We start from the raw sequence: 23,550 nt of genomic DNA, 5'->3' as shown, positions 1-23,550 counted from the left end.
TCAAGAAAAGTGCTTGATTGAAAACCGAGCCGGCGATGCGTCGCCCGTTCATTTATTGCTGAAAAGCCTGGAATGCCCCATGTCGGACCGTTTTGAACTCTTCCTCACCTGCCCCAAGGGCCTCGAAGGCCTGCTGATCGAGGAAGCCGTCGGGCTTGGCCTTGAGGACGCCCGCGAGCACACCTCGGCCGTGCGCGGCATGGCCGACATGGAAACCGCCTACCGCCTGTGCCTCTGGTCGCGCCTGGCCAACCGCGTGTTGCTGGTGCTCAAGCGCTTCCCGATGAAGGACGCCGAAGACCTCTACTACGGCGTGCTGGACATCGAATGGGCCGACCACATGGTCTCGGACGGCAGCCTGGCGGTGGAATTCAGTGGCCATGGCTCGGGCATCGACAACACCCACTTCGGCGCGCTGAAGGTCAAGGATGCGATCGTCGATAAGCTGCGCACCCCGACCGGCGAACGTCCGTCCATCGACAAGATCAACCCGGACCTGCGCATCCACCTGCGCCTGGACCGAGGCGAAGCGATTCTGTCCCTCGACCTGTCCGGCCACAGCCTGCACCAGCGCGGTTACCGCCTGCAGCAGGGCGCGGCACCGTTGAAGGAAAACCTGGCAGCGGCAATCCTGATCCGCGCCGGCTGGCCGCGCATTGCGGCCGAAGGCGGCGCGCTGACTGACCCGATGTGCGGCGTCGGCACCTTCCTGGTCGAAGGCGCGATGATTGCCGCCGACATGGCGCCTAACCTCAACCGCGAACTGTGGGGCTTCACCACCTGGCTCGGCCACGTCCCGGCGCTGTGGAAGAAGCTGCACACAGAGGCCAGCGAGCGTGCCGCCATCGGCATGAACAAGCCGCCATTGTGGGTCCGTGGCTACGAAGCCGACCCGCGGTTGATCCAGCCCGCCCGTAACAACATCGAACGCGCAGGCCTGAGTCACTGGATCAAGGTGTACCAAGGTGAAGTCGGCACCTTCGAGCCGCGCCCGGACCAGAACCAGAAAGGCCTGGTGATCTGCAACCCACCTTACGGCGAGCGCCTGGGTGACGAAGCCAGCCTGTTGTACCTCTACCAGAACCTCGGCGAGCGTTTGCGCCAGGCGTGCATGGGTTGGGAAGCCGCCGTGTTCACCGGCGCACCGGACCTGGGCAAGCGGATGGGCATCCGCAGCCACAAACAGTATTCGTTCTGGAACGGCGCCTTGCCGTGCAAACTACTGCTGATCAAGGTCAACCCGGACCAGTTCGTCACCGGCGAGCGTCGCACCCCGGAACAGCGCCAGGCCGAACGTGAGCAAGCCGCTTACGACCAAGCCCCGGTTGAGCCGCAAGAGCGTCAGTACAACAAGAACGGTAACCCGATCAAGCCAGCCCCGGCCCCGGCCCCGGTAGTCGAACAGGCACGCTTGAGCGAAGGCGGGCAGATGTTCGCCAACCGCCTGCAGAAGAACCTCAAGCTGCTGGGCAAGTGGGCCAAGCGTGAAGGCGTGGATTGCTACCGTGTGTACGATGCCGACATGCCGGAGTACTCCATGGCCATCGACCTCTACCACGACTGGGTGCACGTGCAGGAATACGCCGCGCCGAAGTCCATCGACCCGGAAAAAGCCTCCGCACGCATGTTCGATGCCCTGGCCGCGATTCCCCAGGCGCTGAACATCGACAAGAGCCGCGTGGTGGTCAAGCGTCGCGAACGCCAGAGCGGCACCAAGCAATACGAGCGCCAGAGCGCCCAGGGCAAGTTTACTGAAGTGAGCGAAGGCGGCGTGCAGTTGCTGGTCAACCTCACCGACTACCTGGACACCGGCCTGTTCCTCGACCACCGCCCGATGCGCATGCGCATCCAGAAAGAAGCGGCCGGCAAGCGTTTCCTCAATCTGTATTGCTACACCGCCACCGCCAGTGTGCACGCAGCCAAAGGCGGCGCGCGCAGCACCACCAGCGTCGATTTGTCCAAGACCTACCTGGACTGGGCGCGTCGTAACTTCTCGCTCAATGGTTTCTCTGACAAGAACCGTCTGGAGCAGGGTGACGTGATGGCGTGGCTGGAAGCCAGCCGCGATGAGTTCGACCTGATCTTCATCGACCCGCCGACTTTCTCCAACTCCAAGCGCATGGAAGGTATCTTCGACGTGCAGCGCGACCACGTGCAGTTGCTCGACCTGGCCATGGCCCGCCTGGCACCGGGCGGCGTGTTGTACTTCTCGAACAACTTCCGCAAGTTCGTGCTTGAGGACAACCTCAGCGAACGCTATGCGGTCGAGGAAATCAGCGACAAGACCCTGGACCCGGATTTCGCGCGTAACGCGAAGATCCACCGGGCCTGGAAAATCACCGCACGCTGATCGCTGCACCAAGTTGAAACAAAAAAGCCGCAGGCCTGGTGTATTCCAGTCTTGCGGCTTTTTTACGCTGGTCAAACCGTGGCCTCATGGCTATAACTTAACGCCTAGCCAAAGTGACAGCCCCGCACGCTGGCGTTGTGAGTGTTGCCTATGCCGATGCATGCCGTACGCCCGAAAATCCTTGGCTTTATCAGTGAACAGGCGTCAGCTTGGCTGGTGGCATTGGTGGTGTTACTGGCAGGTGGCGCGCTGACGCTCATCGTCGCCTGGGCCACTGCTAACCTCCACCAGCAACAGGTTCGCCAGCGCTTCCAGTTGCTGGTCAACGAGCGCTACACCCGTCTTCAGGAACGCTTTGAAGACCAGGAACAACGCCTGGCGAGCCTGCAGCGTTTCTTCGTCAACTCCAGTGACGTGTCCCGTGCAGAGTTTGATGGGTTTGCCCAACCCTTGCTGCTGCGCGCCCGCGCCTATGCCTGGGCGCCGCGGATATCGCGCGATCAACGTAGTGCGTTTGAACAAGAGATCTCGCGCCAGCGCGGCGCCCCTTTCGCCATCCGTGAATTGAACGCGTCAGGCGAATTGGCGCCGGCCCCCGAGCGCGATGAATACGTGCCTGTGCTGTACAGCCAGACCCAAAGCCTGCTGGGCTCGCCGCTGGGCTTTGACCTGCTGGCTCAGCCGCTTCGGCGCTCGGCCCTTGAGCGCGCGCAAAAAAGTGGCAAGCCTGCGGTGTCCCAGCCCATGCAACTGGTGGGCGTGGAGCCGGCGTATGCTGCCGGCGTTTTGCTGGTGGCGCCTGTCAGTAAGCTACCCACGGCTGAACCCGGCGGCTTTGTGATGGCGGTGATCAGCATGCGCCAACTGATGGCCGATGGTTTGCCCAACCCCAACCGCGACAACTTGGTGATGCAGATCGTCGATACCTCAGACACCCAGCAGCGCGTGCTGTATGCGTCGAGCAATGCGGTCGGCGCCAGCGATCTCACTGCTGCGCGCCGTCTCACCCTCGGCGACCACGTGTATGCCCTGACTGTGCAAGCCAGCCGGGTCTTCGACCAGGCCAACCACTCCTCGATGAGTACTATCCTGACCATGGGCGGGTTGCTCAGCCTGCTGCTCAGCGCGTTGCTGTATGTGTTGGTCAGCCAACGCCAGCGCGCACTGAAACTGGTGGAGCAGCGCACCGAGCAGTTGCGCCTGCGTGAGCAGGAGCTGCGCGGGGCCCATGGGCAATTGCGCAGCGTGCTGAATGCGGCCACCCAGGTCGCGATCATTGCCACCGATTTGCGCGGTGTGATCAATACGTTCAATGCCGGCGCCGAGCTGATGCTGGGCTACAAGGCCGAGCAGGTACTGGGTTGCATGACCCTGGAGAGCCTGCACTTGGGCGCTGAACTCGAAGCGCGCTCCGCCACTTTAAGTGTGACCATGGGCAAGCGCATCCCGCCGAGCCAGGCGATGCTGGTGGAGAGCCCAGACAACCTGCACGAGGCCCGAGAGTGGACGCTGTTGCGCGAAGATGGCAGCCGGTTGACGGTGAACATGCTCGGCACCGTGTTGCTCGATGACCATGGTTTGTGGGTCGGGCACTTGGCGATTTACCTGGATGTCACCGAGCAGAAACGTGCCTACGAGGCCCTGGCGGCGCGGGATCGTCTGCTGAAAAAACTCAGCGCCCACGTGCCCGGCGGGATCTTCCAGTTCACCCTCGAACCCAAGGGCAACGGGCGCTTCATCTATGCCAGCGATGGCATGCGCGATATCTATGAAATTGAAACCGGCCTGTTGCAGCAGGACGCAAGCAAGGTCTTCGAGCGCATCCATCCGCAGGATGTGGAGCGGGTTCGCTTGTCCATTCGCTTGTCGGCGTTGCAGTTGAGCCACTGGCGCGAAGAGTACCGCGTGTTGTTGCCGCAACGCGGCCTGCGCTGGATTCGCGGCGAAGCCACGCCGGAAGAATTACCTGGGGGCGGTACGCTGTGGTATGGCTACGTATCGGATATTTCTGATCTCAAACGGGTGGAGGAAGAGCTGCGCGCGCTGTCGATCACCGACTCGCTGACGAGCATCCATAACCGGCGTTATTTCCAGGATCGCCTCAAGGCCGAGATACTCAGGCTCAACCGCACTTCTGGGATGCTGTCGTTGATCATGTTCGATATCGACCACTTCAAGCGTATCAACGACCAGTACGGGCACGCCGTGGGCGATGGGGTGTTGCAGGAGGTGTGCAATCGCATCAGTCAGCGTTTGCGGCGCACCGATGTGTTTTGTCGCCTGGGTGGCGAAGAGTTCGTGGTGCTATGCCCGCACACCGATGGTGACCAGGCATACAGCCTGGCGGTGGAGTTGTGGCAATCGCTGCGCAGTGCACCGATGGACGCGGTCGGCACCGTGACCGCCAGCTTCGGTGTGGCCAGTTGGCGGGTCGATGAAGGCATTGATGGGCTGCTGTTGCGCGCGGACTCGGCGGTGTATGTGGCCAAGCAGGCGGGCAGGGATCGGGTGGAAGCGGAGCGACTTAGGGCTTGGGAGCTGGCTTGCCTGCGATTGCAGCGTGTCAGTCAACGCATCTGATACTGATACACCGCTATCGCAGGCAAGCCAGCTCCCACCTTTGATCTGTGTTGCCTTTTAAAGCACCGGTGCCGCCGCCGTCAGCTTCGGCTGGCGATACACGTCTAGCAGCACCTGATCCAGCACCGACGACGCACCCCACGGTTTCGAATCGTTGAGGATCGCCACCACCACCCAGGTATTGCCGTTGTTGTCGCGGCTGAACCCGGCGATGGCGCGCACGGTGTTCAGGGTGCCGGTTTTGACGTGGGCTTCGCCGCGCATGGCGGTGGTCTTCAGGCGTTTACGCATGGTGCCGTCGGTGCCGGCAATCGGCAGCGAGCTGATGTATTCGGCGGCGTACGGGCCTTTCCAGGCGGCTTGCAGCATGGCCGCCATCTCGCGGGCACTGACCCGTTCGGCGCGCGACAGGCCGGAGCCATTCTCCATCACCAGGTGCGGCGCGGTGATGCCTTTCTTCGCCAGCCACTGACGTACCACGCGTTGCGCCGCCTTGGCATCGTCGCCATCGGCATCGTTACGGAACTGCGCGCCCAGGCTCAGGAACAGCTGCTGGGCCATGGTGTTGTTACTGTATTTGTTGATGTCGCGGATGATTTCCGCCAGGTCCGGGGAAAACGCCCGAGCCAGCACTTTGGCGTCCTTGGGCACTGGCGCCTGGATATCACGGCCTTGGATAGTGCCGCCCAATTCCTTCCAGATCGCACGCACGGCGCCGGCGGTGTAGGTGGCGTGATCGAGCAGTGACAGGTACGTCTGCGAACTGCAGCCATCGCCCAACTGGCCGCTGACTGTCACGGTGACGCTGCCATCGGCGGCGGTAACCGGGCTGTAGCGCACGTCGCCGGTGCACTGCTTGGCGTTGGAGACTTTGACTTGGTTGTCGATGCGGATGCTCGCAATCGGCGGTTCGACCGACACAATCACCCGGCCAGAGTCATTGCGGGTCACGAAGCGCAGCGCCTTGAGGTTGACCAGCAGGGCGTCGGGCTTGACCAGGAACGGTTTGTTCTCGTCGTTGCCGTCGTCATTGAATTCGGGCAATTGCGGCTGGTTGAAGAAGCTGCGGTCCAGCACCAGGTCGCCGGTGACTTGCTGCACGCCATTGGCGCGCAGGTCGCGCATCAGCAGCCAGAGTTTTTCCATATTCAGCTTGGGGTCGCCGCCGCCCTTGAGGTACAGGTTGCCTCGCAACACGCCACCGTTGAGGGTGCCGTCGGTGTAGAACTCGGTTTTCCACTGGTGGTTGGGGCCGAGCATTTCCAGGGCCGCGTAGGTGGTGACCAGCTTCATCGTGGAGGCCGGGTTCACCGACACGTCGGCGTTGAACACGGTTGGCGTGCCGGGGCCGGTGAGGGGCAGCATCACCAGAGACAGTGCGGTGTTTTGCAGCTTGGCTTTCTGAAGAGCCTGCGCAACGTTGGGTGGCAAGGTGTTGTTGATCGGGGCGGCAGAGACGGAAAGGGCCAGTGGTAGAAAAAAGCCGGCCAGTAGTGCTGAGCGAAAAGATTTGATCATAAAGAATAAAACCCTACTGCTGAGGAGGGTGAAAAAGGCGAGGGGTATGGAAGAAAATCCCTCATTGGTCACGAAAGTGTCGGCATTATGCCCCAAGGTGGTTCCAGTTGTAGCTGAACGATAGCGGGTATTACGCGTTTTTTTGCAGACAGATAGCCGCCTGTCCCAGAGAGTCGGGCAAACCTTGCCTTAAACTGCTAAAGTGCCGCCCGTTATTACTTATGAGGATTGTTCCAATGGCGACTAACCGTTCCCAGCGTCTGCGCAAAAAACTGTGCGTTGATGAATTTCAAGAGCTGGGTTTCGAACTGAACCTGGACTTCAACGAAGGCCTGAGTGAAGAAGCTATCGACGCTTTCCTCGAAGCATTCATCAAAAAAGCCATGGAAGCCAACGGTCTGGGCTATGTCGGCGGCGATGACTTCGGTCTGGTTTGCCTGCAGAAGCGTGGCTCGGTTTCCGAAGAGCAGCGTGCTGCTGTCGAAGCTTGGCTGAAAACCCGTTCCGAGCTGACCAAGGCTGAAGTCAGCCCGTTGCTGGACGTGTGGTATCCGGAAAAGCCGATCAACGCGGCAAACAACGCGGCTAAGTGATACTGAAAAAAACGGCGACCTGAGGGTCGCCGTTTTTTTATGCCTTGCGCCAGTTCAGAATCAACAGCGTCAACACCCCCGCCACAATCCCCCAGAACGCCGAACCGATGGAAAACAGCGTCAAGCCTGACGCGGTGACCATAAAGGTGATCAGCGCCGCTTCCCGTTCCTTCGGCTCATTCATGGCGATGCTCAAGCCATTGATGATCGAGCCAAACAACGCCAAGGCCGCAATCGACAGCACCAGCTCCTTTGGCAGTGCTGCGAACAACGCCGCCAACGTCGCGCCAAATACGCCCGCAATCCCGTAGAACACCCCGCACCATACAGCCGCCGTATAGCGTTTGTTGCGGTCTTCGTGGGCATGCGGCCCGGTGCAGATGGCGGCGCTGATCGCTGCCAGGTTGATGCCGTGGGAGCCGAACGGCGCGAGCACCAGCGAGGCCAGGCCGGTGGCGGTGATCAGCGGCGAGGCGGGCACGTTGTAGCCGTCGGCGCGCAACACGGCGACGCCGGGCATGTTCTGTGAGGTCATCGCGACCACGAACAACGGGATGCCGATACTGATGGTCGCCGCCAGCGAGAAGTGCGGGGTGGTCCACACCGGCGTTGCTACTTCGAGGTGAAAGCCGCTGAAATCCAGCAGCCCCATCAGGCCCGATAGCAGCGTGCCGATCACCAGCGCGGCCAGTACCGCATAACGCGGCGACAGGCGCTTGATGATCAGGTAGGTGAAAAACATCCCCAGGACCAGCCCGGTGCGATGTTGCGCGGCGACGAATATCTCACTGCCGATCTTGAACAGAATCCCCGCCAGCAACGCCGCCGCCAGCGACGACGGAATGCGCTTGACCATTTTTTCGAAGCTGCCGGTCAGCCCGCAGAGTGTCACCAGCACCGCGCAGGTGATGTAGGCGCCAATCGCCTCGCCGTAACTCACGCCGCCCAGGCTGGTGATCAGCAGCGCCGCGCCAGGCGTAGACCAGGCGACGGTGATCGGCGTGCGATAGCGCAGGGACAGGCCGATGCTGCACACCGCCATGCCGATGGAGAGGGCCCAGATCCACGAAGAAATTTGCGCAGTGGTCAAGCCGGCGGCTTGCCCGGCCTGGAACATCAGGACCAGGGAGCTGGTGTAGCCGGTCATCATGACGATGAAGCCGGCGACGACGGCCGACGGGGAGGTATCGGCCAGCGGGCGCAAAGGCGCTTGGGTGGCGTCGGTCATGAGGCGCTGTTCCTTTTACCTGGGTGTTTGCCGGTGAAGGCGCAGATTCAAGCCTAAACTCAAACGTAACTACTCATTGCAATACAGCCGACGCCGCAAACAGCCGTACAGTGTGTTGGCGCACTGGGTTGTGTACAATGTGCCGTGTTTTTAGGTGATACTTGCCAGCGACACGCGCTTGCCGTATTACCGTTAATTCGCCGCCGTTCTCCAAACCCGAGTGCCCATGAACGAACAGTTGCAACCTCTCAAGAAACAACCGCGAGCCGGCAAGGCCGGTCGCACCGGAATCCAGGACGATATCGTCTACGCGCATATCTTCGAGGCCATCCTTGAACAACGCCTGGCGCCCGGAACCAAATTGAGTGAAGAGGCACTGGGCGAAATCTTCGGCGTCAGCCGCACCATCATTCGCCGCGCGCTGTCGCGCCTGGCCCATGAAGGCGTGGTATTGCTGCGGCCCAATCGTGGTGCGGTGGTGGCGAGCCCAAGTGTCGAAGAAGCACGTCAAGTGTTCCTGGCTCGGCGCCTGGTTGAGCGGGCGATCACTGAATTAGCGGTGCAGCACGCCACGGCTGAACAACTGGCCGAATTGCGCCAGATGGTCAACGACGAGCGCGACAGCTTCTCGCGCGGCGACCGTGGTGCGGGTATCCGCCTCTCCGGTGAGTTCCACCTCAAGCTGGCCGAAGCGGCGAAGAACGCGCCACTGATCAGCTTCCAGCGCAGTTTGGTGTCCCAGACCTCGTTGATCATCGCCCAGTACGAAAGCGGCAACCGCTCGCACTGCTCCTACGATGAACACACCCAACTGATCGACGCGATCGAAGCACGCGACGCGGTGCTGGCGGTGAATTTGATGATGCACCACATGGATCACATCGACAGCAAGCTCAACCTCGATGAGGAAAGCGCGTCGGATGATTTGCATGCGGTGTTCTCGCATCTGTTGCAGACCAAGAAGCCCGGGCGTTCTTCGGTAAAACTGTAACCCCGATCAAAAATGTGGGAGCTGGCTTGCCTGCGATGGCATCACCGCGGTGTACCTGATACACCGCGGTGCCTGCATCGCGGGCAAGCCCGGCTCCCACACAAGCCAGCTCCCACAATTGTTTTGTGTTGTGGCTGAAATTAGCGTTGATGCACGAGATTGCCGGCTGCGTAGGTCTGCAGAATCGCCCGATCATCCCCCAACGTCATCAACACAAACAACGTCTCGGCAATGTTATTGGCCTGCTTCAAGCGATAGCTGAGCAGCGGCGTGGCGTTGTAATCCAACACCAAAAAGTCCGCATCGGTGCCCGGCTGCAACGTGCCGATCTTATCTTCCAATCGCAGTGCCCGCGCGCCGCCCAAGGTGGCCAGGTACAGCGACTTGAACGGGCTCAACCGCGCGCCCTGCAACTGCATGACCTTGTAGGCTTCGTTCAGGGTTTGCAGCAGCGAGAAGCTGGTGCCGCCGCCCACGTCGGTGCCCAGGCCCACATTCAGCTTGTGCTTCTCGGCCATCGGCAGGTTGAACAAGCCACTGCCGAGGAAGAAGTTCGAGGTCGGGCAGAACGCCACCGCCGAACCGGTCTGCGCCAATCGCGCGCATTCGTCGTCGCACAGGTGCACGCCGTGGGCAAACACCGAGCGTTCGCCCAGCAGTTTGTAGTGGTCGTACACGTCCAGATAGCCTTTGCGCTCCGGGAACAGCTCTTTCACCCACTCGACTTCCTGCAGGTTTTCACTGATGTGAGTCTGCATGTACAGGTCCGGGTATTCGCCCAGCAGTTGCCCGGCCAGGGTCAGTTGTTCCGGCGTGCTGGTCGGTGCGAAACGTGGCGTCACCGCATAGTGCAAACGGCCTTTGCCATGCCAGCGTTCGATCAGCGCTTTGCTTTCCTGGTAGCCGGATTCGGCGGTGTCGGTCAGGTAGTCTGGCGCGTTGCGGTCCATCATCACCTTGCCGGCGATCATGCGCAGGTCGAGTTTCTCGGCCGCTTCAAAAAACGAATTGACTGACTGCGGGTGCACGCTGCCGAACACCAGCGCGGTGGTGGTGCCGTTGCGCAGCAGTTCCTTGATGAAGATATCCGCGACTTCTTCGGCGTGGGCCTTGTCGGCGAACTGGCTTTCGCACGGGAACGTGTAAGTGTTGAGCCAATCCAGCAATTGCTCGCCATACGCACCGACCATGCCGGTTTGCGGCAGGTGGATATGGGTGTCGATCAGGCCTGGGGTGATCAACGCATCCTGGTAATGGGTGACCTCGATGTCGGCGGGCAGCGTCGGCAGCAAATCGCTGGCGTGGCCCAAGGCGCTGATCTGACCGTTATCGATCACCAGCAGGCCGTCTTCGAAGTATTCATAGGACGCTTCGATCCCCACTTCAGCAGGGTCGGCGATGCTGTGCAGGATGGCGGCACGGTAGGCTTTGCGAGTCAAAGGCATGGTGATCTCAATGTTTAGATAGCTTGGCTGCGGCGCGAGGCCGGCAGCAGTTTGGCAATGGGTTCGGCGCTCGCGGTGTGCTGGCCGAAGTTCGCGTTATAGGTGGCGATGATTTCGCCGGCGATGGAGATGGCGATCTCCACCGGTAATTTGCCCTTCACCTCGGTGAGGCCCATCGGGCAGCGCATGCGTTGCAGTTGTGCGGCGTCGAAGCCGCGATCACGCAAGCGGTGTTCGAACTTGACCCGTTTGGTCTTGGAACCGATCAAGCCGAAGTAGGCAAAGTCATTGCGTTTGAGCAGGGCGGCGGTGAGTTCCAGGTCCAGCGCATGATTGTGGGTCATGACGATGCAGTAACTGCCCACCGGCAAGTCGGCAATTTCATCGACCGGCTCTTCGCTGACGATTTTACGCACGCCCTGGGGGATATGTTGCGGAAACTCGAGGTCTCGGGAATCGATCCAGCGTACCCGGCACGGCAGGCTCGCCAACAGCGGTACCAGCGCACGGCCGACATGGCCGGCGCCGAACACCGCAATCTGCGCCTGCACCTGGCCCATGGGTTCGAACAGCAGCACGGTCACACCGCCACAGCACTGGCCCAGGCTTGCGCCGAGGCTGAAGCGCTCCAGGTGGGTGTTCTGCTGGCCGCGCACGAGCATGTCGCGGGCAATCTGCATCGCCTTGTATTCCAAGTGCCCGCCACCGATGGTGTCGAAGGTCTGCGCGGCGCTGATCACCATCTTCGAGCCGGCATTGCGCGGCGTGGAGCCGAGCTCTTCGATGATGGTCACCAGCACGCAGGGTTCACCCTGGTTCTGCAGGTCGGCGAGGGCGCTGATCCAGTTGTTCATAGTCACCTCCAGTCAGATCGTTCCCACGCTCCGCGTGGGAATGCATACCGTGACGCTCTGCGTCACAAGAGCGGACGCAGAGCGTCTCAGCGGACGCAGAGCGTCCATGGCGGCATTCCCACGCAGAGCGTGGGAACGATCGACCGCCTTCGCAGCGGTCAACTGCCGCATCTGCTCACACCCCCACAACACCCTTTCCGGTGTCGCCGGCGCATCAATCTTGGGCTGATGGCGATACTCACCCAAACTCGCCACGGCATCCTTGATCGCGCACCACGAGGCAATCCCGAGCATAAACGGCGGCTCGCCCACGGCCTTGGAGTGGAACACCGTGTCTTCGGGGTTCTTGCGGTTTTCCACCAGCTTCACGCGCAAATCCAGCGGCATGTCAGCCACGGCCGGGATCTTGTAGCTGGCCGGGCCGTTGGTCATCAGCTTGCCTTTGTTGTTCCACACCAGCTCCTCCATGGTCAACCAGCCCATGCCCTGGATAAAGCCGCCTTCGACCTGGCCGATGTCGATGGCCGGGTTCAGCGAGGCGCCTACGTCATGGAGGATGTCGGTGCGCAGCATCTTGTATTCACCGGTGAGGGTGTCGACGATCACTTCGCAACAGGCCGCGCCGAACGCGAAGTAATAGAACGGCCGCCCTCGCGCCTGGCTGCGGTCGTAGAAGATTTTCGGGGTCTTGTAGAAGCCGGTGCTCGACAATGAGACCTGGGCGAAATACGCCTGCTGGATCAGGCTCTCAAAGGTCAGGATCTGATCGCGCACGCGCACATGGCCGTTGTGGAATTCCACGTCCGCTTCGCTCACGTCGTACTTGCGCGCGGCAAATTCCACCAAGCGTTGCTTGATGGTTTCGGCGGCGTTCTGCGCAGCCTTGCCGTTCAGGTCGGCACCGCTGGAAGCCGCCGTTGGCGAGGTGTTGGGCACCTTGTCGGTGTTGGTGGCGGTGATCTGTACGCGGTCGATTTCGACTTGGAACACTTCGGCCACCACCTGCGCAACCTTGGTGTTCAGGCCCTGGCCCATCTCGGTGCCGCCGTGGTTCAGGTGGATGCTGCCGTCGGTGTAGATGTGGATCAGCGCGCCGGCCTGGTTCAGGAAGCTGGCGGTAAACGAAATACCGAACTTCACCGGCGTCAGCGCCAGGCCTTTTTTCAGGATCGGGCTATGGGCGTTGTACAGGCGGATCGCTTCGCGGCGCTCGGCGTATTGGCTGCTGGCCTCAAGCTCGGCGGTCATTTCCTCGAGCATGTTGTGCTCGACGGTTTGGTGGTAGTGGGTGACGTTGCGCTCGGTCTTGCCGTAGTAGTTGGCCTTGCGCACCGCCAACGGGTCCAGCGCCAGGTGGCGGGCGATGGCGTCCATGACTTCTTCGATGGCGACCATGCCTTGCGGGCCGCCGAAGCCGCGATAGGCGGTGTTGGACGCGGTGTTGGTCTTGCAGCGATGGCCGTTGACCGTGGCGTCACCGAGGTAATAAGCGTTGTCGGCGTGGAACATCGCGCGGTCGACAATCGAGTTCGACAGGTCGGGCGAGCAGCCGCAGTTACCCGCCAGTTCCAAGTTAATGCCGTGCAGGCGGCCGCTGTCGTCGAAGCCCACGTCGTATTCGATATAGAAGGGGTGACGCTTACCGGTCATCAGCATGTCTTCGACGCGCGGCAGGCGCATTTTGGTCGGCTGGCCGGTGAGGCGCGCGACCACCGCGCACAGGCACGCGGGGCTGGCGGCCTGGGTTTCCTTGCCGCCGAAACCACCGCCCATGCGGCGCATGTCGACCACGATTTTGTTCATCGACACGTCGAGCACTTCGGCCACCAGCTTCTGCACTTCGGTGGGGTTTTGCGTGGAGCAGTAGACGATCATGCCGCCGTCTTCAGTGGGCATCACCGACGAGATCTGGGTTTCCAGGTAGAAGTGTTCCTGGCCGCCGATGTGCAGCGTGCCCTGGATACGGTTTTTTGCCGTTGCCAGCGCGCCCACCGAATCACCGCGTTGGTGGGTGTGGCTGTCGAGCACAAAGTGCTTGTTACGCAAGGCCTCGACCACGTCCAGCACCGGCTCCAAGTCTTCGTATTCGATCACCGCAGCCATGGCGGCTTTGCGCGCGGTTTCGAGGTCGCGGGCGGCCACGGCCAGCACCACTTGGCCGACAAACTGCACGGTGTCGATAGCCAACAACGGGTCGCCTGGCATCAACGGGCCGATGTCTTTCAGGCCCGGCACGTCTTCATGGGTGATAGCGATGCGCACGCCATCAAAGGCGTAGCAGGGCGCGGTGTCGATGCTGATGATCCGGGCGTGGGCACGGTCGGACATGCGCGCATACAGGTGCAACTGATTGGGGAATTCCAGGCGGTCATCGATGTACTGCGCCTCACCGCTGACGTGCTTGGCGGCGCTGTCATGCTTGACGCTGCGCCCGACTCCGGAGGTCAGGTCCTGGGCAAACAGCTCGGCCAGTTCGGCCTGGGTTTTAACGACGGCGTGATGGTTAGACATAAGCAGTCACCCGAGTCTCGATGTGCGGCGTTTGCAGTTCGATGAAGTATTTGCGTAGCAGGTTCTGTGCGCTGAGCAGGCGGTATTCCTTGCTGGCGCGGAAGTCTGACAGCGGGGTGAAATCCTCGGCGAGGGCGGCGCAGGCTTTTTCCACGGTGGCGGCGTTCCAGGTGGCGCCGACCAATACTGCTTCGCAGCTTTTCGCGCGTTTGGGCGTGGCGGCCATGCCCCCGAAGGCGACGCGTGCCTCGTTGATCACGCCGTTCTCGATCTTCAGGTTGAAGGCCGCGCACACGGCGGAAATGTCATCGTCCAAGCGCTTGGAAACCTTGTAGGCGCGGAACAGCGAATGGCCCTTGGGCACGATGATTTTCTCGATGAACTCGCTGTCCTGGCGTGCCGTGACGCGGTAATCGATGAAGTAGTCTTCCAGCGCCAAGGTACGGCGCACATTGCCCTTGCACAGCACGATCTGTGCGCCGAGCGCGATCAGCAGTGGCGGCGAATCACCAATCGGCGAGGCGTTGCCGATGTTGCCACCCAAGGTGCCCTGATTGCGGATTTGCAGGGAGGCGAAGCGGTGCAGCAAGTCGCCGAAGTCCGGGTATTCGTGGTGCAGCGCGCTGTAGCAGTCGGACAGCACAGTGGCGGCGCCGATTTCCAGGCGGTCGTCGAAGTTTTCGATGCGCTTCATCTCGTCGATATTGCCGACGTAGATCATCACCGGCAGCGTGCGGTGGAACTGCGTGACTTCCAGCGCCAGGTCGGTGCCGCCGGCCAGCAGCCGGGCTTGCGGGTAGGCGTCGTAGAGGTCGGCCAGGTCGGCGACGGTCAGTGGCACCAGGCAGCGCTTGTCGCCGCTATTGAGTTCGCCGGTTTGCGTCGGCGCGATGGCTTTGAGGCGCGCGATGGTGTCGGCCTGGCGGCTGTCGAACTGGTCCACCGGTTTGTTGCAGCAAGCCTGTTCGGCGGCGGCGAGGATCGGGCGGTAGCCGGTGCAGCGGCACAGGTTGCCGGCGAGGGCTTCGTGGGCTTTTTGGCTGTCGGGCGCGTCGCTGTTCTTTTGCAGGGCGAACAGCGACATCACGAAACCTGGGGTGCAAAAACCGCATTGCGAGCCGTGGCACTCGACCATGGCCTGTTGCACGCTGTGCAGTTGGCCTTGATGCTTGAGGTCTTCGACGCTGATCAATTGTTTGCCGTGCAACGACGACACAAACGTCAGGCACGAGTTGAGGCTGCGGTAACGAATCTGCTCCGCGCCTTGCGCGTCAGTGTGCAACTCACCGACCACCACGGTGCACGCGCCGCAGTCGCCGCTGGCGCAGCCTTCCTTGGTACCGGATTTGCCCAGGTGCTCACGCAAATAGTTGAGCACGGTCAGGTTGGGGTCCAGGGCGTGCTCACTACGGAGTTCCTGGTTAAGTAAAAACTGGATCACGGAAGGCCTCGCAGACTCATTATTGTTGTTAACCGCTTTGCGCCGAATCTAGTCATGTCTGACTTTTCGGTCAATGATTTTCTGACCGTAAGGTCAAGAAATTGCGATCGCAACACTTTCAATTATGGTTCAGTCTTCTGGAACCGGCGTTTTTGGCGGTGTGTGGGTTTTCAGCGTTGCTTATTTCATGCCAAATTCGCCCTGGTGGGCGTAGCGCCATCAGCCAGCCAATGCGCTACACTGCCGCGCTTGTATAGATAGAAGATTCTGAAGGGAAAACATGACGTTCAAGGCGCCGGACAGTCTCGCCGAGCAAATTGCTCACCACCTCGCCGAACGTATCATTCGCGGCGATCTCAAGCCTGGGGAACGGATCCAGGAACAGAAAGTCACGCTGGCATTGAATGTCAGCCGTGGTTCCGTGCGTGAAGCCTTATTGATCCTCGAACGCCGCCACCTGATCGCGATTCTGCCGCGCCGTGGCGCCCATGTGACCGAGCTGACCGCGCACAAGGTGCAGAGCCTGTGCACGTTGATGGGCGAGTTGTACATCCTGCTCGGTAACGCCGTTGCCGACGGCTGGCAGACCCAGGCCGACATGGCGCCGTTCCTGCAGATCCAGCAGCGCTTGATCGCCAGTTTCGAACGCCAGGACATCCGCGCCTTCGTCGAAGAAAGCTTCAACGTGATGCGCGCCGCTTACCCCTTCGCGAATAACCCGTATTTGCAGGAAACCGTCGAGAACCTGCAGCCGGCGATGAACCGTGCCTATTACCTGGCGCTGGATCAACGCAAGGCCGAGATGAGCGAGTACCTGGCGCTGTTCGCGCAGCTGCTCGCCGCCGTGCTGGCGCGTGACCTGGTGCAGATTCGCCAGGTACTGTCGGCCTATGGCCAGCGCAGTTGCTCGCTGGTGATTGCTGCGTTGGCGGACGCCTAAGCGTGCGGCTCAAGTGCATCAAACTGGCGGGGTTCAAATCCTTCGTCGACCCCACCACGGTGAACTTCCCCAGTAACATGGCGGCAGTGGTGGGGCCCAATGGCTGCGGCAAGTCGAACATCATCGACGCCGTACGCTGGGTGATGGGCGAGAGCTCGGCAAAAAACCTGCGCGGCGAGTCGATGACCGACGTCATCTTCAACGGCTCCACCAGCCGCAAACCCGTGAGCCAGGCCAGTATCGAGCTGGTGTTCGACAACTCCGACGGCACGCTGGTCGGCGAGTACGCGGCCTACGCGGAAATTTCCATTCGCCGCAAAGTGACGCGTGACAGCCAAAACAGTTATTTCCTCAATGGCACCAAGTGCCGCCGTCGCGACATCACCGATATCTTCCTTGGCACAGGGTTAGGCCCGCGCAGCTACTCGATCATCGAGCAGGGCATGATCTCCAAGCTGATCGAAGCCAAGCCCGAAGACCTGCGTAACTTTATCGAAGAAGCCGCCGGCATCTCCAAGTACAAGGAGCGCCGCCGCGAAACCGAAAACCGTATCCGCCGCACCCACGAAAACCTTGCCCGCCTGACCGACCTGCGCGAAGAGCTGGAGCGTCAACTTGAACGCCTGCACCGCCAGGCCCAGGCCGCCGAGAAGTATCAGGAATACAAAGGCGAAGAACGCCAGCTCAAGGCGCAACTCTCGGCCCTGCGTTGGCAGGCGCTGAATGATCAGGTCGGCCAGCGCGAAGCGATCATCGGTACCCAGGAAATCAGCTTTGAAGCGCTGGTGGCCGAACAGCGCAATGCCGACGCCAGCATTGAGCGCCTGCGTGACGGCCATCATGACTTGTCCGAGCGCTTCAACTTGGTGCAGGGGCGCTTCTATTCGGTGGGCGGCGATATTGCCCGGGTCGAGCAGAGCATCCAGCACGGCCAGCAGCGCCTGCGCCAGTTGCAGGATGATTTGAAGGAAGCCGAACGCGCGCGCCTGGAGACCGAGTCGCACCTGGGCCACGACCGCACCTTGCTGCTGACCCTCGGCGAAGAGCTGGATATGCTCACCCCCGAGCAGGAAGTCACCAACGCCGCCGCCGAAGAAGCCGCCGCCGCCCTGGAAGAATCCGAAACCACCATGCACGGCTGGCAGGAGCAGTGGGACGCTTTCAACCTGCAATCCGCCGAGCCCCGCCGCCAGGCTGAGGTGCAGCAGTCGCGCATCCAGCAGTTGGAAACCAGCATGGAACGCCTGGCTGAACGTCAGCGCCGTCTGCAGGAAGAGCGCGTATTGCTCGCCGCCGACCCGGAAGACGCAGCGATCATGCAGCTGAGCGAGCAACTGGCTGAAAGCGAAATGACCCTGGAAGAGCTCGAAGCCAGTGAAGAACAGCAAGTGGAGCGCCTGGAGCAATTGCGTCAGCAACTGCAGCAGGCGAGCCAGGGGCAGCAGCAGGCCCAGGGCGATTTGCAGCGGTTGAATGGGCGCTTGGCGTCCCTTGAAGCCTTGCAGCAAGCCGCGTTGGACCCGGGCACCGGCACGGCTGAGTGGCTGCGCGACCAACATCTGGCCGAGCGCCCACGCCTGGCCGAAGGCTTGAAGGTTGAGGCCGGTTGGGAGCTGGCGGTGGAAACCGTGTTAGGCGCCGACCTGCAGGCCGTGCTGGTCGATGATTTTGGCGGCTTTGACCTGGCCGGCTTTACTCAGGGCGATCTGCGTTTGCTCAGCCCGGCGGCCGATGGCACTCGGGTGCCGGGCAGTTTGCTCGATAAAGTTGACGCGGCGATTGATCTGTCGCCGTGGTTGGGCCACGTCAAACCGGTGGATTCCCTGGAACAGGCCCTGGCTCAACGCGGTCAGCTGGCGGCCGGCGAAAGCCTGATCAGCCGAGATGGCTACTGGGTTGGCCGGCACTTTTTGCGCGTGCGCCGTGCCAGCGAAGCGGAAAGCGGCGTATTGGCGCGTGGCCAGGAAATCGTCAGCCTGATTGCCGAGCGTGAAGAACGCGAAGCGACCCTGGAAAGCCTGGAAACCGAACTGCAAACCCTGCGCGCCACCCAGCGCCAGCAAGAGACCGGCCGCGAACACCTGCGCCGTCTGTTGCAGGACGAAGCGCGCCAGCAAGGCGAACTTAAAGCCCAGCTGTCGGCGAGCAAGGCCAAGGTCGAGCAACTGTCCCTGCGCCGCACCCGCCTCGACGAAGAAGTGGCGGAGATGGGTGAGCAGCGCGCTCTGGAACACGAACAAATCGGCGAAGCGCGCCTGCAATTGCAGGAAGCGCTCGACAGCATGGCGCTCGACACCGAGCAGCGCGAACTGCTGCTGGCCCAGCGCGACAGCCTGCGCGAACGCCTCGACCGCGTGCGCCAGGAAGCCCGCCAGCACAAGGACCATGCCCACCAACTGGCAGTGCGCCTCGGCTCGCTGCAAGCTCAGCACACGTCCACGCGCCAAGCCCTTGAGCGCTTGGAGATGCAGTCCGAGCGCCTCACCGAAAAGCGCGAGCAACTGAGCCTCAACCTGGAGGAGGGCGAAGCGCCGCTGGAAGAGTTGCGGCTCAAGCTTGAAGAGTTGCTCGACAAGCGCATGACCGTCGACGAAGAACTCAAGACCGCGCAGATCGCCCTGGAAGATGCCGACCGTGAACTGCGTGATGCAGAAAAACGCCGGACCCAGGCCGAACAACAATCCCAGTTGATTCGCGGCCAGCTCGAACAACAGCGCATGGAATGGCAAGCCCTGACCGTGCGCCGCAAGACCCTGCAAGACCAGTTGCTGGAAGACGGCTATGACCTGCACGGCGTGCTCAATACGCTGACCGCCCAGGCCAACGAGAAAGACGCCGAAGAAGAACTTGAGCGCATTGCTGCACGTATCCAACGGCTCGGCGCGATCAACCTCGCCGCCATCGATGAGTACCAGCAGCAGTCCGAGCGTAAACGTTATCTGGATGCCCAGAACGCCGACTTGGTGGAAGCCCTGGACACCCTGGAAAACGTGATCCGCAAGATCGACAAGGAAACCCGTAATCGATTCAAAGATACCTTTGATCAGATTAATGGCGGTTTACAGGCGTTATTCCCGAAAGTTTTTGGTGGTGGCAGCGCTTACTTGGAACTGACAGGCGAAGATCTACTCGATACAGGGGTAACGATCATGGCGCGGCCTCCAGGTAAGAAGAACAGCACCATCCATTTGCTGTCCGGCGGCGAGAAGGCACTGACGGCATTGGCCCTGGTATTTGCGATCTTCAAGTTGAACCCCGCACCGTTTTGCATGCTCGACGAAGTTGACGCCCCGCTGGATGACGCTAACGTTGGACGCTACGCTCGGTTGGTTAAAGAGATGTCCCAGACGGTGCAGTTCATCTATATCACCCACAACAAGATCGCCATGGAAATGGCTGATCAGCTGATGGGTGTCACGATGCACGAACCGGGTTGTTCGCGTTTGGTGGCGGTGGATGTCGAAGAAGCGATGGCGATGGTCGACGCCTAGCAGCAGGTTGTGAGCGCAAAGCTGCAAGTGAGTTGGCTTTGAGCTTGAGGCTTGTAGCTTAGGGCTCGTAGCTCACAGTTATTAAGATGGCAGATCCACACATTTCGCGCCAACTGTGTAAAGTTATCTTAGGTCGTGCTAGTTTATTGTCAATTCCTCGTATACGTGGGCAAAACGTCAGTCAGAACATAGAGTTGGCGCCACGTTTTAAAGCGGTTTGCACGGTGCTAAACCCCTTATTTTTCAGCATTTTTTTATAGAGGCACGGGATTACATGGAAATCGGTCTGCGCGAGTGGCTGATCGTCATCGGCATTATTGTCATTGCCGGTATTCTTTTTGATGGCTGGCGCCGCATGCGCGGTGGCAAGGGCAAGCTCAAATTCCGTCTGGACCGCAACCTGTCCAACCTGCCCGACGATGACGGCAGCGCCGAGTTGCTGGGGCCGCCTCGTGTGCTGGATACCCATAAAGAGCCGCAACTGGACGAACACGACTTGCCGTCGATGAGCGCGCCGGTGCGTGAAGCCCGTGAACCCTCGTCCAAACGTGGCAAGCGCGGTAGCGCTGCGGTGGCCGAGCCGCATCAAGGCGACCTGAACCTGGGCGTCGATGACGGCCCGAGCTTCAGCAGCCGTGATGACGACTTTCCCGATGAAACCCCGACTAAGAGCGCGCCGCGCCAATCGGTCAACGATCAGCCGGCCGCCCAAGAAGTCTTGGTGATCAGTGTGATCTGCCGCGACGCCGCCGGTTTCAAAGGCCCGGCTCTGTTGCAGAACATCCTGGAAAGCGGCCTGCGGTTTGGCGAGATGGATATTTTCCACCGCCACGAAAGCATGGCCGGTAACGGTGAAGTGCTGTTCTCCATGGCCAACGCGGTCAAGCCGGGCACCTTCGATCTGGACGATATCGACCTGTTCAGCACCCCGGCCGTGAGCTTCTTCCTCGGCCTGCCAGGGCCGCGTCACCCGAAACAAGCGTTCGACGTGATGGTGGCCGCGGCCCGCAAGCTGTCGCAGGAATTGAACGGCGAGCTCAAGGACGACCAACGCAGCGTCCTGACTGCCCAGACCATCGAACACTACCGTCAGCGCATCGTTGAGTTCGAACGTCGCGCCCTGACACAAAAACGCTGAGGCTTGGTCTTCAGCGTTGTCAGTAGAATAAGCGCATTAACATATTGAGCAGCTTCGGCTGCTCTTTTGCTTTCTGAGAGAACACCCATGACCGCCGCCCATACCCGCATCCTCCAATTGCGCGCTGAACTGGATCAGCACAACTACCGTTACCACGTCCTCGACGAGCCGAGCATTCCGGACGCCGAGTACGACAGGCTGTTCCATGAGCTCAAAGCCCTCGAAGCCGAGCACCCGGAGTTGGTAACGCGTGAATCACCGACGCAGCGGGTTGGCAGTGCGGCGCTGTCGGCGTTCACTCAGGTGAAGCACGAAATTCCGATGCTCAGCCTGGGCAACGCGTTTGATGAAACCACCCTGCTCGAATTTGATCGCCGGGTGACCGAAGGGCTCGACTTGCCGGTGGGCGATCTGTTTGGCGGTGGCGCGGTGGTGGAGTACAGCTGCGAGCCCAAGCTGGATGGCCTGGCGGTCAGCCTGTTGTATCAAGACGGCGAACTGGTGCGTGGCGCCACGCGTGGCGACGGCACCACCGGTGAGGACATCAGCGTCAACGTGCGCACGGTGCGCAATATCCCGCTGAAGCTGCACGGCACGGGCTGGCCTGCGACCCTGGAAGTGCGCGGCGAAGTGTTCATGTCCAAGGCCGGTTTCGAGCGGCTGAACGCCTCGCAGCTGGAAGTCGGCGGCAAGACCTTTGCCAACCCACGTAACGCCGCCGCCGGCAGCTTGCGCCAGTTGGATTCGAAGATTACCGCCAGCCGCCCGCTGGAATTCTGCTGCTATGGCATTGGCCAGGTAACGGCGGATATCAGCGATACCCATATCGGCAACTTGAAGCAGTTGCAGCAGTGGGGCATGCCGATCAGCCACGAGTTGAAGCTGGCCAAGGGCATTCAGGAATGCCTGGACTACTACCGCGATATCGGCGAACGGCGTAATAGCCTGGGTTATGAAATCGACGGCGTGGTATTCAAGGTCAACAGCATTGCCTCCCAGCGTGAACTGGGCTTTCGCGCCCGCGAACCGCGCTGGGCCATTGCGCATAAATTCCCGGCCATGGAAGAGCTGACCGAACTGCTCGACGTGGAATTCCAGGTCGGCCGTACCGGCGCCGTAACGCCGGTGGCGCGCCTCAAGCCGGTCAAGGTCGCCGGTGTGACGGTCTCTAACGCCACCTTGCACAACATGGATGAAGTCGCGCGCCTGGGCCTGATGATCGGCGACACGGTGATCATCCGCCGCGCCGGTGATGTGATCCCGCAGGTGGTGTCGGTGGTCACCGAGCGCCGCCCAGAAGACGCTCGCGCGGTGCAGATCCCCGAGCGCTGCCCGGTGTGCGGTTCCCATGTGGAGCGCACGCAACTGGTCAAGCGCAGCAAGGGCAAGGAAACCGTCAGCGAAGGCGCGGTGTACCGCTGCGTCGGGCGTCTGGCCTGTGGTGCGCAACTCAAGCAGGCGATTATTCACTTCGTCTCGCGCCGTGCCATGGACATCGACGGCTTGGGCGACAAGACCATTGAGCAGTTGGTGGATGAAAAACTCATCGGCTCGCCGGCGGATCTCTACACGCTCAAGTACGAGCAGATCATCGACCTGGAAGGCTTCGCCGACATTTCCAGCAAGAAGCTGATCACCGCCATCGAAAACAGCAAGACCCCGACCCTGGCGCGCTTTATCTACGCCCTGGGCATTCCGGACGTGGGCGAGGAGACCGCCAAGGTGCTGGCACGCTCCCTGGCGTCCCTGGAACGCGTGCAGAAGGCCTTGCCTGAAGTGCTGACGTACTTGCCGGACGTGGGTTTGGAAGTGGCACACGAGATTCACAGCTTCTTCGAAGACAGCCACAACCAAGAGGTGATTGGCGCGCTGTTGTCGCCGGATGAATGCGCGCTGCAATTGCAGGATCAGGGCGACCTGAGCGCCGAGTTCGCTGCCAGCACCACCTTGGGCGGCCTGCTCGACAAGCTGCACGTGCCCAGCGTCGGGCCGGGTGCCGCGCAGAAACTCGCGGACAAGTTTGGTTCCCTGGAAGGCGTGATCAAGGCCGACTGGCTGGACATGCGCCAGGCGCTGCCTGAGAAGCAGGCCAAGGCGGTGCGCGATTTCTTCGATAACCCCGACAACGCCAACCACGCCCTGGCCATCGAGCAGCAGCTTAAGGACTTCGGCATGCACTGGCAGAGCGAGAAGAAGGTCGTCGAAGGCTTGCCGGAAGCCGGGCATACCTGGGTGCTGACCGGCTCCCTGGAACTGATGAGCCGCGATGTGGCCAAGGACAAGCTCGAAAGCCTGGGCGCCAAGGTGGCGGGTTCGGTGTCGGCGAAAACCCATTGCGTGGTGGCCGGGCCGGGCGCGGGTTCTAAACTGGCGAAGGCCACCGAGTTGGGGCTCAAGGTCCTCGACGAAGAAGCGTTCGTCGCGTTCCTGGCCCAGCACAACATCACCGCACCGCGATTGCGGGCGGAAT

Annotated in this window: 13 protein-coding genes and 1 pseudogene; 8 read left to right on the top strand and 6 right to left on the bottom strand. The window is 61.2% G+C overall.

Translation table 11 applies throughout. The features are described 5' to 3' along the window. Window positions 1-79: 79 nt before the first annotated feature. Window positions 80-2,350, top strand: a complete 2,271-nt coding sequence (gene rlmKL, locus GJU48_RS17370) for a bifunctional 23S rRNA (guanine(2069)-N(7))-methyltransferase RlmK/23S rRNA (guanine(2445)-N(2))-methyltransferase RlmL (protein ID WP_094949572.1) — start codon at window positions 80-82, stop codon at window positions 2,348-2,350. A 150-nt stretch (window positions 2,351-2,500) separates the two neighbouring features. Continuing rightward, window positions 2,501-4,930, top strand: coding sequence for a sensor domain-containing diguanylate cyclase (locus GJU48_RS17365; RefSeq protein ID WP_155296054.1), 2,430 nt, complete (start codon window positions 2,501-2,503; stop codon window positions 4,928-4,930). Between the two features lie 57 nt (window positions 4,931-4,987). Here the strand turns inward: GJU48_RS17365 and dacB are convergent, their stop codons facing one another. Next, window positions 4,988-6,448, bottom strand: coding sequence for a D-alanyl-D-alanine carboxypeptidase/D-alanyl-D-alanine endopeptidase (gene dacB / locus GJU48_RS17360; protein WP_094949574.1), 1,461 nt, complete (start codon window positions 6,446-6,448; stop codon window positions 4,988-4,990). Window positions 6,449-6,684: 236 nt separating this feature from the next. On the opposite strand from dacB, the gene GJU48_RS17355 reads away from it, so the two are divergent. Beyond that, window positions 6,685-7,041 (top strand): YggL family protein, encoded by a 357-nt coding sequence (locus GJU48_RS17355; protein ID WP_155296053.1) that lies wholly within the window; start codon window positions 6,685-6,687, stop codon window positions 7,039-7,041. 37 nt (window positions 7,042-7,078) lie between these two features. Here GJU48_RS17355 and GJU48_RS17350 read toward each other — a convergent pair whose 3' ends face one another. Beyond that, a complete protein-coding gene (locus GJU48_RS17350; protein WP_094949576.1) occupies window positions 7,079-8,269 on the bottom strand; it encodes a benzoate/H(+) symporter BenE family transporter in 1,191 nt (396 codons plus the stop codon). 226 nt (window positions 8,270-8,495) lie between these two features. Here GJU48_RS17350 and GJU48_RS17345 point away from each other — a divergent pair, with 226 nt between their 5' ends. After that, window positions 8,496-9,260, top strand: coding sequence for a GntR family transcriptional regulator (locus tag GJU48_RS17345; protein WP_094949577.1), 765 nt, complete (start codon window positions 8,496-8,498; stop codon window positions 9,258-9,260). Window positions 9,261-9,400: 140 nt separating this feature from the next. Here GJU48_RS17345 and guaD read toward each other — a convergent pair whose 3' ends face one another. The 4 genes from guaD to xdhA are packed head-to-tail and all read right to left on the bottom strand — an operon-like array spanning window position 9,401 to window position 15,511. Next, window positions 9,401-10,705: a guanine deaminase gene (guaD, locus tag GJU48_RS17340; protein WP_094949578.1), complete on the bottom strand. Its 1,305-nt coding sequence runs from the start codon at window positions 10,703-10,705 to the stop codon at window positions 9,401-9,403. 14 nt (window positions 10,706-10,719) lie between these two features. After that, entirely contained in the window at window positions 10,720-11,559 is an 840-nt protein-coding gene (gene xdhC / locus GJU48_RS17335) for a xanthine dehydrogenase accessory protein XdhC (protein WP_094949579.1), read from the bottom strand. Window positions 11,560-11,571: 12 nt separating this feature from the next. After that, window positions 11,572-14,070, bottom strand: a complete 2,499-nt coding sequence (gene xdhB, locus GJU48_RS17330) for a xanthine dehydrogenase molybdopterin binding subunit (protein WP_256671158.1) — start codon at window positions 14,068-14,070, stop codon at window positions 11,572-11,574. Next, on the bottom strand, window positions 14,063-15,511 hold the full coding sequence (gene xdhA, locus GJU48_RS17325; protein ID WP_094949581.1) for a xanthine dehydrogenase small subunit: 1,449 nt from the start codon (window positions 15,509-15,511) through the stop codon (window positions 14,063-14,065). Before xdhA ends, xdhB begins: the two co-directional genes overlap by 8 nt. 280 nt (window positions 15,512-15,791) lie before the next feature. On the opposite strand from xdhA, the gene GJU48_RS17320 reads away from it, so the two are divergent. The 4 genes and pseudogenes from GJU48_RS17320 to ligA all read left to right on the top strand — a co-directional run. Then, window positions 15,792-16,451, top strand: a complete 660-nt coding sequence (locus GJU48_RS17320; RefSeq protein WP_094949582.1) for a GntR family transcriptional regulator — start codon at window positions 15,792-15,794, stop codon at window positions 16,449-16,451. Window positions 16,452-16,453: 2 nt separating this feature from the next. Further along, window positions 16,454-19,942, top strand: a complete 3,489-nt coding sequence (gene smc, locus GJU48_RS17315; protein WP_094949583.1) for a chromosome segregation protein SMC — start codon at window positions 16,454-16,456, stop codon at window positions 19,940-19,942. Window positions 19,943-20,216: 274 nt separating this feature from the next. Then, complete coding sequence (gene zipA / locus GJU48_RS17310) at window positions 20,217-21,080, top strand: cell division protein ZipA (protein WP_094949584.1); 864 nt, start codon at window positions 20,217-20,219, stop codon at window positions 21,078-21,080. Window positions 21,081-21,167: 87 nt separating this feature from the next. Next, window positions 21,168-23,528 (top strand): annotated as a pseudogene (gene ligA / locus GJU48_RS17305) (NAD-dependent DNA ligase LigA); the annotation flags it as partial. Between the last annotated feature and the right edge of the window lie 22 nt (window positions 23,529-23,550).

The organism is Pseudomonas sp. IB20, assembly GCF_009707325.1.
GTDB lineage: Bacteria > Pseudomonadota > Gammaproteobacteria > Pseudomonadales > Pseudomonadaceae > Aquipseudomonas.
The sequence above is the reverse complement of the archived record's forward strand: the minus strand, read 5'-3'. Positions and strand labels throughout refer to the sequence as shown.

Bases quoted from the DNA above. Each gene is read 5' to 3' on its own strand.
- rlmKL (WP_094949572.1), top strand. From the start codon at position 80: ATGTCGGACCGTTTTGAACTCTTCCTCACCTGCCCCAAGGGCCTCGAA.
- GJU48_RS17365 (WP_155296054.1), top strand. From the start codon at position 2,501: ATGCCGATGCATGCCGTACGCCCGAAAATCCTTGGCTTTATCAGTGAA.
- dacB (WP_094949574.1), bottom strand. From the start codon at position 6,448: ATGATCAAATCTTTTCGCTCAGCACTACTGGCCGGCTTTTTTCTACCA.
- GJU48_RS17355 (WP_155296053.1), top strand. From the start codon at position 6,685: ATGGCGACTAACCGTTCCCAGCGTCTGCGCAAAAAACTGTGCGTTGAT.
- GJU48_RS17350 (WP_094949576.1), bottom strand. From the start codon at position 8,269: ATGACCGACGCCACCCAAGCGCCTTTGCGCCCGCTGGCCGATACCTCC.
- GJU48_RS17345 (WP_094949577.1), top strand. From the start codon at position 8,496: ATGAACGAACAGTTGCAACCTCTCAAGAAACAACCGCGAGCCGGCAAG.
- guaD (WP_094949578.1), bottom strand. From the start codon at position 10,705: ATGCCTTTGACTCGCAAAGCCTACCGTGCCGCCATCCTGCACAGCATC.
- xdhC (WP_094949579.1), bottom strand. From the start codon at position 11,559: ATGAACAACTGGATCAGCGCCCTCGCCGACCTGCAGAACCAGGGTGAA.
- xdhB (WP_256671158.1), bottom strand. From the start codon at position 14,070: ATGTCTAACCATCACGCCGTCGTTAAAACCCAGGCCGAACTGGCCGAG.
- GJU48_RS17320 (WP_094949582.1), top strand. From the start codon at position 15,792: ATGACGTTCAAGGCGCCGGACAGTCTCGCCGAGCAAATTGCTCACCAC.
- zipA (WP_094949584.1), top strand. From the start codon at position 20,217: ATGGAAATCGGTCTGCGCGAGTGGCTGATCGTCATCGGCATTATTGTC.